14 protein-coding genes are annotated in these 14,775 nt (G+C 70.0%); 8 read left to right on the plus strand and 6 right to left on the minus strand.

Annotated elements, in window-relative coordinates; all coding sequences use genetic code 11:
* Positions 1–126 precede the first annotated feature (126 nt).
* Together ESD82_RS02235 and ESD82_RS02240 are read right to left on the minus strand one after the other, a co-directional pair.
* On the minus strand, positions 127–1,491 hold the full coding sequence (locus ESD82_RS02235) for an ATP-binding protein (protein ID WP_147429109.1): 1,365 nt from the start codon (positions 1,489–1,491) through the stop codon (positions 127–129).
* Positions 1,488–2,168, minus strand: a complete 681-nt coding sequence (locus ESD82_RS02240; RefSeq protein ID WP_147429108.1) for a response regulator — start codon at positions 2,166–2,168, stop codon at positions 1,488–1,490. The genes ESD82_RS02235 and ESD82_RS02240 overlap by 4 nt, the downstream gene beginning before the upstream one ends.
* A 97-nt stretch (positions 2,169–2,265) precedes the next feature.
* Here ESD82_RS02240 and dsbD point away from each other — a divergent pair, with 97 nt between their 5' ends.
* The 5 genes from dsbD (at position 2,266) to ESD82_RS02265 (ending at position 6,975) form a co-directional block, all read left to right on the plus strand.
* The gene (dsbD, locus tag ESD82_RS02245; RefSeq protein ID WP_147429107.1) at positions 2,266–4,068 is read left to right on the plus strand and encodes a protein-disulfide reductase DsbD; all 1,803 of its coding nucleotides are present in this window, start codon (positions 2,266–2,268) and stop codon (positions 4,066–4,068) included.
* A complete protein-coding gene (locus ESD82_RS02250; protein WP_147429106.1) occupies positions 4,065–4,868 on the plus strand; it encodes a TlpA disulfide reductase family protein in 804 nt (267 codons plus the stop codon). The genes dsbD and ESD82_RS02250 overlap by 4 nt, the downstream gene beginning before the upstream one ends.
* Positions 4,869–4,870: 2 nt before the next feature.
* Positions 4,871–5,623, plus strand: a complete 753-nt coding sequence (locus ESD82_RS02255; RefSeq protein ID WP_244314488.1) for a L,D-transpeptidase — start codon at positions 4,871–4,873, stop codon at positions 5,621–5,623.
* Positions 5,620–6,264 (plus strand): DsbA family protein, encoded by a 645-nt coding sequence (locus tag ESD82_RS02260; RefSeq protein ID WP_147429104.1) that lies wholly within the window; start codon positions 5,620–5,622, stop codon positions 6,262–6,264. Before ESD82_RS02255 ends, ESD82_RS02260 begins: the two co-directional genes overlap by 4 nt.
* Before the next feature lie 84 nt (positions 6,265–6,348).
* Complete coding sequence (locus ESD82_RS02265; protein WP_028709834.1) at positions 6,349–6,975, plus strand: DsbA family protein; 627 nt, start codon at positions 6,349–6,351, stop codon at positions 6,973–6,975.
* A 124-nt stretch (positions 6,976–7,099) separates the two neighbouring features.
* On the opposite strand, the gene ESD82_RS02270 is transcribed toward ESD82_RS02265, so the two are convergent.
* A complete protein-coding gene (locus ESD82_RS02270; RefSeq protein WP_167521686.1) occupies positions 7,100–9,547 on the minus strand; it encodes a GcvT family protein in 2,448 nt (815 codons plus the stop codon).
* Positions 9,548–9,799: 252 nt separating this feature from the next.
* On the opposite strand from ESD82_RS02270, the gene ESD82_RS02275 reads away from it, so the two are divergent.
* From ESD82_RS02275 to ESD82_RS21695, 3 genes are all read left to right on the plus strand, one after another.
* Positions 9,800–10,354, plus strand: a complete 555-nt coding sequence (locus ESD82_RS02275; RefSeq protein WP_147429102.1) for a helix-turn-helix domain-containing protein — start codon at positions 9,800–9,802, stop codon at positions 10,352–10,354.
* Positions 10,355–10,640: 286 nt separating this feature from the next.
* Positions 10,641–10,925 (plus strand): hypothetical protein, encoded by a 285-nt coding sequence (locus ESD82_RS21690; protein ID WP_024842492.1) that lies wholly within the window; start codon positions 10,641–10,643, stop codon positions 10,923–10,925.
* Between the two features lie 8 nt (positions 10,926–10,933).
* Positions 10,934–11,122 carry an AbrB family transcriptional regulator gene (locus ESD82_RS21695; RefSeq protein WP_244314489.1) on the plus strand — a complete coding sequence of 63 codons (189 nt, stop codon included), beginning with the start codon at positions 10,934–10,936 and terminating at the stop codon, positions 11,120–11,122.
* A gap of 144 nt (positions 11,123–11,266) precedes the next feature.
* Here the strand turns inward: ESD82_RS21695 and selA are convergent, their stop codons facing one another.
* From selA to ESD82_RS02300, 3 genes are all read right to left on the minus strand, one after another.
* A complete protein-coding gene (gene selA, locus ESD82_RS02290; RefSeq protein WP_024842494.1) occupies positions 11,267–12,691 on the minus strand; it encodes an L-seryl-tRNA(Sec) selenium transferase in 1,425 nt (474 codons plus the stop codon).
* Between the two features lie 369 nt (positions 12,692–13,060).
* Complete coding sequence (gene pdxY, locus ESD82_RS02295; protein ID WP_028709832.1) at positions 13,061–13,897, minus strand: pyridoxal kinase; 837 nt, start codon at positions 13,895–13,897, stop codon at positions 13,061–13,063.
* Positions 13,894–14,646: an MOSC domain-containing protein gene (locus ESD82_RS02300; protein ID WP_024842496.1), complete on the minus strand. Its 753-nt coding sequence runs from the start codon at positions 14,644–14,646 to the stop codon at positions 13,894–13,896. Before ESD82_RS02300 ends, pdxY begins: the two co-directional genes overlap by 4 nt.
* Between the last annotated feature and the right edge of the window lie 129 nt (positions 14,647–14,775).

Raw genomic sequence — 14,775 nt, forward strand, 5'->3', positions numbered from 1 at the left:
CCGGACGGCTGCCCGTCCGCGACTGGATCATGGTGCCGGTTGCACCCGGCCTTGCCATGCGTTGCCTGCTGCCTGCGCCTTTGTCAATATCCGGGGCCGGAAAGCGCCGGCGGCCGGCGCCGGCGGTCAAGGCCGCGCGGCAGGCAGGACCAGTTCGGCCCGCTCGCCCCCGCCTTCGCGGGCGGCGAGGCGCAGCTCTCCGCCCATCGCCTCGACGGCGGCCGCGACGATGGAAAGGCCCAGCCCGCTGCCGCTGCCCGAGGGGCTGGCCGAACCGCGATAGAACCGCTCGGTGACATGGGGGCGGTCGGCCTCACTGATGCCGGGACCGCGGTCCAGCACGCTGAAGCGGACTGTTTCCTGGTCGCGGGTCAGCCGGGCCTCGACGCCGGCGCCCGAAGGCGAGGCGAGGATCGCGTTTTCCAACAGGTTGCGCAGCGCCGGTGCCAGCAGGGCGGCCTGCGGGCTGCGCCATTCGGCCGCGCCCGTTTCCAGGTGCAGCGCGACGCCGCGCACCTGCGCCAGCCCGGCGAGTTCGTCGGCCACCTCGGCAAGGATGCGCGCACCGTCCTGCGCGGGGGTCTGCGCCGCGTCGATGGCGTTTTCGGCCGCAGTCATGTCCAGAAGCTGGCGCACCATGCGGTCGGTGCGGTCCACGCCCCGCGCGATCTGCGCCAGCGCCCGCTCGCGCGTCGCGGCATCGGGGGCCAGCGTCGCGACCTGCGCCTGGGTCTTCAGTCCGGCCAGCGGCGTCTTCAGCTCATGCGCGGCGAAGGCGGTAAAGCTGCGCTCGCGCTCACGCAAGCCTTCGACGCGGTGGAAGAGGCCGTTCAGCGCCTCGATCATGGGGCGCAGTTCCGAAGGCGCGCCGTTCTCTGGCAGGGGACCGAGATCGGTGGCCGGGCGGTGGGCCAGCGTCCGCGCCAGCCGGTCCAGCGGCGCCAGCCCGCCGCGCACCGAGAGCCAGATCAGCGCCGCCAGCAGCGGCAGGATCAGCATCGCCGGGGTCAGAAGCCCCATCACCACGCCATGCACCAGCCGGTCGCGCATGGAACGCGCATCGCCGACCATGACGCGGATGCCCAGCTCCGCATCGATATGGGTATAGACGCGCCAGACCTCGCCATCGACCTCGCGCTCGCTGAAGCCTTCCTGCTCGGCCAGCTGGACCGAGGGCGCGCCGTCGGATTCGCTTTTCAACTGGCCGTCGAAGCCCCAGACCTGGCAGATCAGCTGGCGGGCGTAGTCGTGCCGGCCCATGTCGGACAGGGCCGGCGCCTTGTCGACCAGCATCGCCGCATCCGGTCCGGGCATGCCGCCGTTGCGGCGGATCAGCGAGGCCACCATCTGCGCCGATTCCTGCAGCCGCCGGTCCAGCACATGGCCGACCTCGGTGCGGGTCGAGTGCTGGATCCAGGCCAAGGCGGACAGCCAGATGACGCCGGTCGCGGCCAGCAGGATGATGAACAGCCGCTTGCGGATCGAGGTCATCCCTTTCTCCCGTTCTCGGCGGGTTTCCCCAGCCGGTAGCCGGCGCCGCGCACCGTCTCGATGAAGGTCGCGCCAAGCTTCGCGCGGAGCTTGTGGATATGGACCTCGACCGTGTTGCTCTCGACCTCTCCCTGCCAGCCATAGAGCCGCTCTTCCAGGACGGGCTTGGCCAGGATGGCGCCGGGATGTTCGATCAAGGCCTGGAGGATGGCGAATTCCCGGCGCGAGAACGGAATATCGTCGCCGTTCCGCCTGCCGCGCATGGTCGCCGGGTCGAGTTCCAGGCCATTCCACGCGATCACGGCCGAGGCCCGGCCTTCCTGGCGGCGCAGCATGGCGCGCAGCCGGGCGGCAAGTTCCGCAAGGTCGAAGGGCTTGCCCAGGTAATCGTCGGCGCCGGCATCGAGACCGCACACCCTGTCGCGCACCTGATCGCGTGCGGTCAGCAGAAGGACCGGGATTCGCGATCCCCTGCTGCGCAGTTCCGCCAGCAGGTCCAGGCCCGAACCGTCGGGCAGCATGATGTCCAGGACCATGCCCACGAAGCCGCCGCCTTCCAGCGCGGCGCGGGCATCGGCCAGGGTGCCGACGCTATCGGCCGTGAACCCCGACAGGCCTAATCCGACGCCGAGGCCGTCGGACAGGACCGGATCGTCCTCGACAATCAGCAGGCGCATGCGCGTTTCCCCGTAGTTCCTGATGATCACGTTATCGTCGACGGACCTTAAGCTGGGCTTAAGGTGGCGTCTTTAGCCAGTCCCCATGATGACGAGATTGTTCCCTGCCCCTATCGCGGCGCTGCTGTCGCTGCTGATCGCGGCCCTTGTGGTGACCTGGGCCTCTGCCCAGACCCATGAGCCGCCCCTGCAACCGCAGGACGCTTTCGCCCTGACCGTCAGCCGGGACGAGGACGGCGCGCTGGTGCTGAACTGGCGCATCGCCGAAGGATATTATCTCTATCGCAGCACCTTCGCGGCGGAAGCCGACGGGCAGAGCCGGCCGTTGTCCCTGCCCGAGGGCGAGAGCTACGAGGATCCCTATTTCGGCGAAGGCCAGATCTATCGCGGCGAGGTCGCGGCACGGCTGGAGAACGCCGGTCGCCCCGTCACCCTGCACTGGCAGGGCTGCCAGCAGGACGGCATCTGCTATGCGCCGCAAAGCGTAAGGCTGGATGGCGATGGCACGTTGCTGGCGGATGCTCCCAAGCAGGAAGGCTCCGCCGGCGGCTCGGGCTGGAGCCCGCAGCCCGCAGATCCCGCGGCGGTTTCCGGTGCCGGACTGACCTTGGCCCAGGACCAGGGGCTGGTGCAGGGTCTGGCCGCGCGCGGGGGCGGGGCGCTGGTGATTGCCGGTTTCCTCGGCTTCGGGCTGCTGCTGGCCTTCACGCCCTGCGTGTTTCCGATGTTCCCCATCGTCGCGGGCATGCTGGCCGGGCAGGGCGAGAGGCTGACCGCGCGGCGCGGGCTTTTGCTGGCCAGCGCCTATGTGCTGGCGATGGCGTCGGCCTTCGGGCTGCTGGGCGTAGCGGCGGCATGGTCGGGGGCGAATCTGCAAATGGTGCTGCAATCGCCCGCCGCCATCGCGGTCGCCGCGGTGCTTTTCGTGGCGCTGGCGCTGTCGATGTTCGGCTTCTACGAACTGCAAATGCCGCAGGCGCTGCAAACCCGGCTTGGGCGTGTCGGCGGCCGGCGCGGTTCGGTCGGCGGCGCGCTGGTGCTCGGCGTCACCTCGGCGCTGATCGTCGGGCCTTGCGTGACCGCGCCGCTGGCCGGGGCGCTGCTCTACACCGCGCAGACCGGCGAGGTGATGCTGGGGGCCGCGGCGCTGTTTGCATTGGGGCTGGGGCAGGGGCTGCCGCTGCTGGCCATCGGGCTTTTCGGCCCGCGCATCCTGCCTCGCAGCGGCGGCTGGACGCAGGGTGCCAAGCGCGCCTTCGGGGTGATCTTCCTGGGCTTCGCGATCTGGCTGGCGGGGCGCGTGCTGCCGGGGCCGGTCACGCTGGCGCTCTGGGCGGCGCTGCTGGTCGGGACGGCGGTGTTCCTGGGCGCGCTGGACCGGCCGGAAGGTGACGCGACGCGAGGCCGCCGGCTTGGGGCGGCGCTTGGCATCCTGCTGCTGTTCGCAGGGCTGATGCAAGGATTCGGGGCGGCGCTGGGGGCGGATGATCCGCTGCGGCCGCTGGCGCCGCTTGCGGGTCGCGCGGTGCCGGCGCCGACCGAGACGCAATTTGCCGAGGTCGCCACGCGGGCCGAACTGGAACAGGCCCTGGCCTCGGCCGACGGCCGGCCGGCACTGGTCTATGTCACCGCCGACTGGTGCGTGACCTGCCGCGCCATCGAACGCGGGCCCCTGGCCGACCCTGCCGTCCACGCCGCGCTCGCGGGCCTGGCGGGGATCAAGGTCGATGTCAGCGCCTTCAACACCGAGGCGCAGGCGCTGATGCAGGATCTGGCCGCCGCCGGGCCGCCGACGATGGTCTTTCTGGATGCGGCCCGCGCCGAGGCGCCAGGCAGCCGGCTGGTCGGCGAGATGGACAGCGCCGCGCTGCTGGCCTCGATCGCGAAGGTGGTGCCGTGACGGCGATCTCGATCGGCCCGCTGGTCTTCGACGGCGCGCGTTTCGCGGCGGTCGTGGCGCTGCTGCTGTTCTTCCTGGTGGTCGAGATCGCGGCGCGGCTGCAAAAAGGCGACGCGGGCCGATGGGCCGGCATTGCCGTGCTGGCCTGGACCCTTGGCGCGCGCACGGGCTTCGTCATCGCCAACTGGTCTGCCTTCACCCCCCATCCGCTGGACGCGCTGAAGCTCTGGCAGGGCGGTTTCCTGCCCGCTGCCGGCTGGGCCGGGGGCATCGCCGTCCTGTTGCTGGCGCTGCTGCGCCGGGCGCGGGGGGCAGCCCTGCCGCTGGTCCTGGGCGGCGCGGTGGCGCTGGCCGGGCATCAGGCCGTCATCGCCGCGCTGCCGCCGCGCCCCTCGGTCATCCTGCCGGACCTGCAACTGATCGCGCTGGACGGACGCGGGGTGCAACTGGGCGGGCGCGGCTGGCCCGTGGTGCTGAACCTCTGGGCGACCTGGTGCCCGCCCTGCCGGCGCGAGATGCCGATGATGACCGACCTGGCCGCGAATACGCCCGGCGTCGAGTTCGTCTTTGCCAACCAGGGCGAGGAAGCGGCCCGGATCATGGCCTTCCTGCGAGACGAAAAGCTGCCCCGCGAAGGCATGATCCGCGATCCGCATGGCCGGCTGATGGGGGCGCTTGGTGCGATCGGCCTGCCCTCGACGCTGGTCTTCGACGCCAAGGGCCGGCTGGTCGCGGCGCAGACGGGCGAGATTTCGCGCGCCGCCCTGGCCCGGATGATCGCGCAAGCGACAGGAGAATGACCATGAGCCCGATACGAACCGCATTGGCGGGCGCAACGCTGCCGGCACCGGCGGCCTGCGCCTCGACCGGACCCGCGGCCCCCGCCGATCCGCCGCCGCCCGCCATCCGCCCCGAAGTGGCGGCCATGTATGGCGCTGTCGAGGATAATGGCCATCAAATCCCCGCCGTCTCGCCGCGACTGCTCACCGAGGACATGGCCCGGAAACTGGTGGATTACTGGAGCGACGAGAAGCCCGGCACGATCATCGTCGATCCCCATGCCCGCACCCTTTATCAGGTCCGGCCCGGCAGCAAGGCGATGCGCTATGCCGTCGCCGTGGATGCGGCCGGCCACGGCTTCACCGGCGAGGCGCTTATCCCCTATCAGCGCGACTGGCCAAGCTGGAAGCCCGCCGACAACATGATCGCGACCCAACCGGAGCTTTATGGTCCGGTGGAAAAGGGCCTGGAGGGCGGCATCGGCAACCCGATGGGCGCCCGCGCGCTTTATCTGCACAATGGCCGGGGCGACTCCTATTGCCGCATCCACGGCACCATGGACCCGGCCTCGATCGGGCAGGCGACCTCGGCGGGCTGCATCCGGCTGTTCGACCAGGACATCATCCGCCTGGCCGAACAGACCGGCAGCATGACGAAGGTGATCGTGCTGACCCGCGCCGAATCCGGCAAGGGCACCATGCCGTCCGGCCAGCCTTTGCCTGCGCCGCAGGATGCGCTGGCTGCCGGCCGCGAGCAGACAGGAGGAACGACATGAGCATCACCCGACGCGACATCCTTGCCGGCACCGCGGGGGCAGGGCTGGCAGGCATCCTGGGCGGAACGGTCCTGCTGGGCAGGGGCGGGAATACGGCAAGCGATACGGCCGGAGCCGGTATCGACGACGTGCTGCACGATCCCGACAATCCCGCCCTGGGCAATCCCGAGGGGGCGCTGACCATCGTCGAATATTTCGACTACCAATGCCCCTATTGCAAGATGGGCCATGCCATGCTGACCGATATGGTCGGAAAGGACGGCGATATCCGGCTGGTGATGAAGGACTGGCCGATCTTCGGCGCGCCCTCGGTCCTGGCCAGCCAGCTGGTTCTCGGGGCGGCGTCGATGGGCCGCTATGCGCAGGCCCATGCGGCGCTGATGGTGACCGAGGCCAGGCTTTCCGAGGACCAGATCCGGCAGGTGCTGGGGGATGGCGGCATCGACACCGGGGCGGCGCTGGCCGCCTATCGCGCCGAACGCGACAAGTGGGACGGGCTACTGTCGCGCAACGCGGCGCAGGCCGCGGAACTGGGCCTGCGCGGCACGCCGGCCTTCATCATCGGCGCCAGGATCTATCCCGGCGCGCTGGACGAGACCCGCCTGCGCAGCGCCATCGCCGCAGCGCGGCAGATGTCCTGAGCGAGATGGTCTAGAAAGGGCGGGAATCCCGCCGACATCGCCTTGCGGCGCCGCCGTCGGGCCTCGATACCTGAAGGAGAGATCATGCACCGTCGAAGCCTTGTCCTTGCGGGGGCCAGCCTGCTGTCGCTGCCGATCCTGGGCCAAACCGCCCAAGCGCAGGAACGCGACAACCCCATGCCCGACGACTTGCGCCAATCGCTGGAACGCGATCCCACGGCCCCGGTCCTGGGCAACCCGCGGGGCGACATCACCCTGACCGAGTTCTTCGACTATAACTGCCCGTTCTGCCGCAAGATGGTCGAGCCGATGCACCGGCTGATCACCTCGGACAAGAACCTGCGGGTGGTGTTCCGGGAATGGCCGGTCTTCGGCGAGGATTCGGATTTCGCGGCGCGGGCCTCGCTGGCCTCGCTGCAACAGGGCAAATACTGGCAGTTCCACACCACGCTGTTCCGCACCAAGGGCCGGGTGACCGAGGCCGCCACGATGCGCGCCGCCCGCGACATCGGCCTGGACATCGCCCGGCTGGAGCGCGACATGGCCGCCGAGCCGGTCGAGCGCCACATTTCCATGAGCCACATGCTGGCCGAGCATATGGGGTTGATGGGCACCCCCAGCTTCATCGCGGGCGACGAGGGCGCGTTCGGCGAATACAGCCTCGAGGATCTGCGCGGCCTGGTCCGGCGTGCGCGAGAGACGATGGGTTGAGCAAGGGGACAACGGCTGCCGGCAGGCCGTCGCCTGCATGGTGCCGGACCCCGAGACGCGGCGCGGCAGGTTCAGCCGCAGGCCCGTTGTCGTGATGGCGGGCTGCCCCCCGACCGGTCCCCGCTCAGCCGCGCACCCTTGTCGACTTGGGATCGTAGAGGGGGACGAGGCTGGGCCCGGCGGGCACGATGCGGCCGGCCACGTCGATGGCATAGTCCGATGCCAGGATCTCGGCCGCGGTCTCGTCGGTCCGGCAGGGGACGTAACCCAGCCCGACCGCGGCGCCGAGGGCGTGGCCGTAATTGCCCGAGGTCAGATGGCCCACGATCCTGCCGTCGCGCAGGATCGGCTCGTTGTGGAACAGCAGCGGCTCGGGATCCTTCAGCCGGAACTGGAGCAGGCGGCGCTCCAGCCCGGTCTCGCGCTTCTTCAGCACCGCCTCGCGGCCGATGAAATCGCCCTTGCCGGTCTTGACCGCAAAGCCCAGGCCCGCCTCCAGCACATGATCCTCGTCGGTGATGTCATGGCCGAAATGGCGATAGGCCTTTTCGATGCGGCAGCTGTCCATGGCGTGCAGCCCGCATAGCTTCAGCCCCACCTGCTCTCCCGCCTCGGCCAGGGTCTCGAAGACATGGGCGGCCTGGTCGGTCGGGACGTAAAGCTCCCAGCCGAGCTCGCCGACATAGGTGACGCGATGGGCGCGGGCCAGGCCCATGCCGATCTCGATCTCGCGCGCGACACCGAAAGGATGCGCCTCGTTCGACAGGTCGTCGGGCGAGACCAGCGACAGCAGTTCCCGCGAGCGCGGACCCATCAGCGGCAGCACGGCTTCGGCGGCGGTGATGTCGGTGATCGTCACCCATTGCTCGCCCAGATGCCGGCGCAGCCAGGCCAGGTCGCGCTGCAAGGTTGCACCGGGCACGACCAACAGGAAGGCGGTTTCCGACAGCCGCGTCACCGTCAGGTCGCATTCAATGCCGCCGCGGGTGTTCAGCATCTGCGTATAGACGATCCGCCCCGCCGCCACGTCCATGTCATTCGCGCAGAGCCGCTGCAGGAAGGAAGCCGCATCGCGCCCCTCGACCCGGATCTTGCCGAAGCTGGTCATGTCCAAGAGGCCCACGCCCTCGCGCAGCGCCAGATGCTCGGCGCGCTGGTTGTCGAACCAGTTCTGGCGCTTCCAGCTGTAACGGTATTCGCGCTCTTGCCCGTCATTGGCGAACCAGTTGGCGCGTTCCCAACCCGCGGCCTCGCCGAAGACCGCGCCGCGCGCCTTCAGATGCTCGTGCAGCGGCGAGCGGCGGATGCCGCGCGAGGTCGCCATCTGGCGATAGGGGAAATGGTCGGCATAGAGCAGGCCCAGCGTTTCGCTGACCCGTTCCCTCAGATAGCAGCGATTGCGCTGGAAGGGCTGGGCGCGGCGGATGTCCACCTCCCACAGGTCGAAGGGCGGCTCGCCGTCTTCCATCCATTGCGCCAGCGCCATGCCGGCCCCGCCGGAGGAGACGATGCCGATGGAATTGTAGCCCGCCGCGACCCAGTAGCCGGCAAGCTCAGGCGCCTCGCCCAGGTAATAGCGGTCGTCGGGGGTGAAGCTTTCCGGTCCGTTGAAGAAGGTGTGGATCCCCGCCTGGCCCAGCAGCGGCATCCGCGCCACCGCCCTTTCAAGGACCGGCTCGAAATGGTCGAAATCCTCGGGCAGCTGGTCGAAGCAGAAATCCTCGGGGATGCCCGCCATGCCCCAGGGCTTGGCCCTGGGCTCGAAGGCGCCAAGCAGGATCTTGCCCGCGTCCTCCTTGTAATAGGCGCATTCGTCGGGGACGCGCAGCACCGGCAGCCGGGCCAGTTCGGGGATATTCTCGGTGACGATGTAGAAATGCTCGCAGGCATGCAGCGGCAGGGTGACGCCGCTCGCGGCCGCGAGATCGCGGCCCCACATGCCGCCGCAATTCACCACGTTTTCGGTGGCGATATGGCCGCGCTCTCCGCCGGCTTCCCAATCGACGCCGGTCACGCGGCCACCCTTGGTGACGACGCGCGTGACCTTGACCTGCTCGATGATCTTTGCGCCGCGCATCCGCGCGCCCTTGGCCAGCGCCAGCGCGATATTGCCCGGATCGGCCTGGCCGTCCAGCGGCAGGTGCACCCCGGCGACCAGGTCGGAGATCTCCAGATGCGGGTAAAGCTCCAGCACCTCGCGCGGGGAAAGCTCGTTCACGTCCACGCCGAAGGCGCGGGCCAGCGCCGCCTGGCGCAGGATCTCCTCGCGCCGTTCCCCGGTCAGGGCGACGGTGATCGAGCCGCATTGCCGCAGGCCGGTTGCCAGCCCGGTTTCCGCCTCCAGCCTGGCGTAGAGATCGGCGGAATATTTCGCCAGCCGCGTCATGTTCTGGCTGGCGCGCAGCTGGCCGATCAGCCCCGCCGCGTGCCATGTGGTGCCGGATGTCAGCTGCTTGCGTTCCAGCAGCACGATGTCGGTCCAGCCGAGCTTCGCCAGGTGATAGGCGACGGAACAGCCGGAAATGCCGCCGCCGATGATGACGGCGCGGGCTTGGCGGGGGAGTGCGACCATGATGGGTTATCCGCTGTTGAACTGGGTGGGCTGCGCGCAGGGCCGATGCCCTGCGATCCTTTGGCGGGCAAGAGGCGACCGGGCGTTTCCATTCTGCCGACATGCCGAAACTATCCATGGCAAGAATGAAATTTCAATCAATAATTTCAATAATAATGATTACTGGTATAAAATTTCATATATGAGCCGCTGGCCTGTTGAAATTTCACAAGGATTGCTGCACCCTGCCAGGCACCATCAGAAGGAGAGCCGATGGGCCATCACGTTGGCGAAGACATCCGGTCGCTGCGCAAGTCGCGGGGCATGACGCTGCATGAGCTTGCGGGCGATGTCGGGCGCTCGGTCGGCTGGCTGAGCCAGGTCGAGCGCGGGCAGACCGCGCCGTCGGTCCACGACCTGGGGCAGATCGCGGACCGGCTGGGGGTGAACATCAGCTTCTTCTTCCGGTCCTCCAGCCGGGCGCCCGAGGAACGCGGTCTGGTCCTGCGCGCGGCGGACCGGACACCCATCGGCTCGCAGGAAAGCGGCCTCGTCGAGGAGTTGCTGTCGCCGACGCTCAGCGGCTCGTTCGAGATGATCAAGTCCACCTTCGCGCCGCGTTCCTCCAGCGGCGGGCGGCGCAAGGCGCGGCCGAAGGAGGACGGCGGCGTCCTGATCTCGGGCCGCCTGACCCTGATCGTCGGCGACCGCGAGATCCGGCTGGAGCCCGGCGACAGCTTCCAGTTCCGCGAGACCGATTATGCCTGGCGCAATGACGGCGACGAACCGGCCATCGCCATCTGGATCGTCTCGCCGCCGATCTACTAGCCGCGGGGGCCGACCCGGCCCTGGCGGATCGCGCGGCGCCCGTGACGGTCGCGCCGGTCCCATCGGGCCAAGCGGATCCCCGGCCCGCGGCCAGCAGCCGGGCGCCGATGCGGCCTGCAGCCGTCCGGCCATTGGAACGCCATGCAAAGGCGGCTATTTCCGCCGGCAGGCCCGGCAGGCCCGGCAGGCCCGGCAGGCCCGGCAGGCCCGGCAGGCCCGGCAGGCCCGGCGGCAGGCGTCAAGCCTTTCGTCCGGGACGAACGCGTTCGCGCGATGCGCGCGGGCGATGCGGCCGGGCCCGCAGGTGGTCGAGGGGCTGCCTGCGGCGCGGCGCAGCCCCGCCTCGGTGCCCTGGCTGACCGGCCCAGCGGCTCCTGCCTGGTCAGCCGCCGTTCCCGCCCATATCACCAAGTCGAACGGTGGCATCATGGGCATCGGCCCGGCGCAGGCGGAGCCCGTGCGAATGATCCTGTCCGGCACCGATCCGGGGGTGATCGGTGCGGGCCTGCTGCCGATCCTGCTTTGCGGCTGGTCCGGGCTGCCCTGTCTTGGATCGCCGGCATCGGGCTGATGGGTGGCATGCTGGCCGCCGTGCCGGGCAGCATCGACTCGATCGCCATCCTTGCGATCGGAACGGGTGCCGATATCGCCTTTGCCATGAGCTTGCAGACCCTACGCCGGTTCGCCGTGGTGATCGTCGGTCCGCTGATCGCCACCGGAGTGGCGCACATGCGGCACCGCCAGCGCCAGGGCCGCGGCAGGATGTGATCCCCGCCGGCAACCCGCTGGTTGTCCGCGCCATGGCCCCGTTTCGGCGCGCGAAACCGGGCTGGCCAGCCACGGCCGCCGGGTCATGGGGATGCGCTCCGTCCCGATCTGGCCGGCGCATGGGGCGGCTGGAATGGCGCTCCGTCAGGGCAGTTCCCTGGCGGTTCGTTCGGCCAGCAGCGCGGCAAGGCCGGGCAGTTGCTCGACCAGCGGCTGCGGATCGTCGAGGCAGCGCAGGTCCAGCCAGACCGCGCCCTCGGCGATCCGCCCGATCACCGGCAGCGGCAGGTGGCGCAGCGCCCGGGCGATCCGCTCGGCGCTGGCCCCCGGCGCCGGAATGCGCAAGGCAAGGCTCGGCAGCGTCTGCAGCGGCAGCGCGCCCGAGCCGATCTGCGCCTGCGAGGCCGCGATTTCCGGCGCATGGTCCGCCGGCAGGGCGGCGGCCAGCGCGGGCAGGATTGCCTGGGCCATGGCCCGCATCCCGTTGGGCCGCCGGGCCAGGTGGCGCAGCGTGGGCAGGGTCTCGGCCAGCCGGTCGGGGTCGCGGTAAAGCGCCAGCGTCGCCTCCAGCGCCGCCAGCCGCACCTTGTCGAGCCGCAGGGCGCGTTTCAGCGGATGTTTCGCGCACCGTTCCACCAGATCGCGGCGCCCGGCGATGAAGCCCGCCTGCGGCCCCCCGAGCAGCTTGTCGCCGGAAAACGTCACCAGGTCCACGCCCTCGGCCAGCGCGTCCTGCGCGCTGCGCTCATGCGGCAGGCCCCAGCGCGACAGGTCGACCAGCGTGCCCGAGCCCAGGTCGTCGACCAGCGGCAACCCATGCCTGCGCGCCAGCGGCAGCAGCTCCGGGCAGCGCGTCTCATGCGTAAAGCCCAGCACCTGGTAGTTCGAGGGATGCACTTTCAGCAGCAGCGCCGTATCCGGGCCGATGGCGCCTTCGTAGTCGCGCAGATGGGTGCGGTTGGTGGTGCCGACCTCGCGCAGGCGGGTGCCGGCGCTTTCCATGATCTGCGGCATGCGGAACGAGCCGCCGATCTCGATCAGCTCGCCGCGCGAAACGATGGTTTCGCGCCCCGCCGCCAGCGCCGCCAACACCAAGAGGATGGCCGAGGCGTTGTTGTTGACGATGCAGGCGGCCTCGGCGCCGGTGATCTCGGCGACCAGCGCCTGCACCGCGTCGTCGCGCTGGCCGCGCCGGCCGGCGTCGAGGTCGTATTCCAGCGCCAGCGGCCCGGTCATGGCGCGCATGGCGGCCTCGACCGCCCGCGGGGCATAGAGCGCACGGCCGAGATTGGTGTGCAGCACCGTGCCGGTCATGTTGAGCACGCGCTTCATCGCCGGCGCGTGGCGCTGGTCGAGCCTTTCCAGCGCGGCCCCGGCAATCTGCCCGGCGGCGCTTTCGCGGCTTTCGATATCCGCGGTGCCGTCCAGCAGCCGCTGGCGGTATTCGTCCAGCAATTCACGGATGCAGGCCAGGCTTGCGGCATGGCCATGTGCGTCGATGCAGGACTGTCCCTGGGCCGATTGCAGAATCTCATGGACGGGGGGCAGGCGGGAAAGCGCGGATGGCATCTGTCGGTCCTTTGGGTGCCGGGGTTGCTGGATTCATGATGTGCGATCCCGATGCGATGCGACAGGGTCTTGGGGATTTTTCTGGCCTGCGCCGCCGCCTGGGCGTTGTGAACCGGGAACGGCAAGCGGCCGAGCCGGAGGACGAGCCGCCCGCATCGCGCGCCATCGGCCTGCCCGGACGCGCGCCCTCGGGCGGGGCCGAGGGGTTCGCCATGGCGCCGGCCCCGGCGCGGCCGGCCATCAGTTTCGCAGGCGGCGCGAAGCCCTTCTCGCGGATCTCGCCGGCACAGGCATTCGAAGCCATGCCACCGGCGCCGAGCGGCCGCTTCTCGGGTGGTGCGGGCGCCGCAAGGCCCGGCCCCGCCTTTCTCAGGGCTCCAGCAGGGCCTTGCGGAAATCGGGGTCCGAGAGCACCACCTCCTTCGCTCCCAGCGCCGCCGCGCGCTCCAGCGCCCGCGAGGTCTGGACCTGCGCATATTCGACCGCCTGCGCCAGGCTGCGCCCGCTTCCCAGGGCGGCGGTGATGAGGCCGGCGAACAGGTCTCCGGTTCCTGCCATGGCCAGCGGCAGATGCGGCGTGGGGTGGCGCGACAGGCCTTCGGGGCCGTGGATCACGCTTTCCAGCATGCCCGGCGCCGTCTCGCGCAGCTTGCAGCCGGTGACGATCAGCTGCGCCTCGGGCGCCATGCGCAGGGCGCGGGCGGCGCGGTGGATGTCGGCCAGTTCCGCGATGGGCTGGCCGGTCAGCCAGGCGACCTCGAACGGGTTGGGCGAGGCGATGTCGGCCAGGGGCAGCAGCCGGTCGCGGAAGGTGTCGGCGATCTCCCTGGGCACATAGAGCCCCGGCTGCTCGTCGCCCAGCACCGGGTCGCAGTAATAGCGCAGGTGCGGGTTCGCCGCCTTGGCGCGGGCGACGAAATCGGCGGTCAGCCGCGCCACCTCGGCCGAGCCGATATAGCCGGTCAGCAGGAAATCCGCGCGCTGGGGCAACCCGCGGTCCCAGGCGCCCTGCAGCAGCTCGGCGAAGAAATCGCCCGGCAGCGCCCGGCCGCGCAGGCTCGGGTAGTCCGGCGTGTTGGAAAAGATCACCGTCGGGATCGGCGCCACCTCCAGCCCGGCGGCCAGCATCGGAAAGACCGCGGCGGAATTGCCGACATGGCCCATGACCACCTGGCTCTGGATCGAGATCGCCAGCGGCCGGCTCATGCGCTGCCCTCCAGCCGCCTGGACCAGTCCTCGACCCGTCCGCTCTCCAGCCGGCGGATGGCGTAGCGCCGCCAGCCCTCGGCCAGCACGTCGAGCGCGGCGATGCCCTGCAGCTCGCCCAGGTTCAGCCGGTCCACGTAAAGCGCATGCCACAGCCGGCGCAGCGTCCAGTCGGGCGCTACCCGGTCGATCAGTTCCAGCCGGTCGCCGGACGCCACGATCCCCGGCTCCAGCACGCGGTAATACCAGCCGGTGCGGCCGCTTTGCTGCACGCGCCGCGCCATGTCCTCGATGCCGAAGCGCCGGTTCAGCTTCCAGCAGGGCTGCCGCCCCTGCGAGACCTGCACCAGTGCCCCGCCCAGCCGGAAGATGTCGCCCACCGCCACCTCCGCCTCGGTCGGCCCCTCGGTCGAGATATTCTCGCCAAAGGCGCCGGGCGTTTCCAGAAGTCCCCTGATTTCTTCGTTCCTCAAATACCCCACGGGGGGCCGGGGGTGTGAAACCCCCGGTGCTTCGGCCAGGCGCGGCCGTCCAAGCTCCTCGCGCCAGGCTGCATAATGATCGAACGGATAGTGATGCACGGCCTTTTCCGGCCCGCCATGCACGCGGCGGTCGGCCTGCTCGTCGCCTTCGAATCCCTCGGGGCCAAGCGCCAGCGGCCGGTCCACCGGGCGCTTGTCGATGCCGCTTTTCTGCTCGCTTCCGGACAAGGGGGCGGCCTTGCCCGTCAACAGGATGATTTCCGGCATGGTTGCCCTCCGTTCGCATCGCCGCCAGATTAGCCAAACCCCCGGCAGGCTCAAGGGAGCCGGCGTCGCATCTTTCCTGCCCGTCCCTTGGGCAGCGTCGCCCGAAACCTGCCCGCCGGCGTGCAGATC

This window comes from Paracoccus pantotrophus (genome assembly GCF_008824185.1).
Classification (GTDB): Bacteria; Pseudomonadota; Alphaproteobacteria; order Rhodobacterales; family Rhodobacteraceae; genus Paracoccus; species Paracoccus pantotrophus.

Coding starts and splice junctions, on each gene's coding strand:
- ESD82_RS02235 (WP_147429109.1), bottom strand. CDS start 1,491: ATGACCTCGATCCGCAAGCGGCTGTTCATCATCCTGCTGGCCGCGACC.
- ESD82_RS02240 (WP_147429108.1), bottom strand. CDS start 2,168: ATGCGCCTGCTGATTGTCGAGGACGATCCGGTCCTGTCCGACGGCCTC.
- ESD82_RS02255 (WP_244314488.1), top strand. CDS start 4,871: ATGAGCCCGATACGAACCGCATTGGCGGGCGCAACGCTGCCGGCACCG.
- ESD82_RS02260 (WP_147429104.1), top strand. CDS start 5,620: ATGAGCATCACCCGACGCGACATCCTTGCCGGCACCGCGGGGGCAGGG.
- ESD82_RS02265 (WP_028709834.1), top strand. CDS start 6,349: ATGCACCGTCGAAGCCTTGTCCTTGCGGGGGCCAGCCTGCTGTCGCTG.
- ESD82_RS02270 (WP_167521686.1), bottom strand. CDS start 9,547: ATGGTCGCACTCCCCCGCCAAGCCCGCGCCGTCATCATCGGCGGCGGC.
- ESD82_RS02275 (WP_147429102.1), top strand. CDS start 9,800: ATGGGCCATCACGTTGGCGAAGACATCCGGTCGCTGCGCAAGTCGCGG.
- ESD82_RS21690 (WP_024842492.1), top strand. CDS start 10,641: ATGCGGCCGGGCCCGCAGGTGGTCGAGGGGCTGCCTGCGGCGCGGCGC.
- ESD82_RS21695 (WP_244314489.1), top strand. CDS start 10,934: ATGCTGGCCGCCGTGCCGGGCAGCATCGACTCGATCGCCATCCTTGCG.
- selA (WP_024842494.1), bottom strand. CDS start 12,691: ATGCCATCCGCGCTTTCCCGCCTGCCCCCCGTCCATGAGATTCTGCAA.
- pdxY (WP_028709832.1), bottom strand. CDS start 13,897: ATGAGCCGGCCGCTGGCGATCTCGATCCAGAGCCAGGTGGTCATGGGC.
- ESD82_RS02300 (WP_024842496.1), bottom strand. CDS start 14,646: ATGCCGGAAATCATCCTGTTGACGGGCAAGGCCGCCCCCTTGTCCGGA.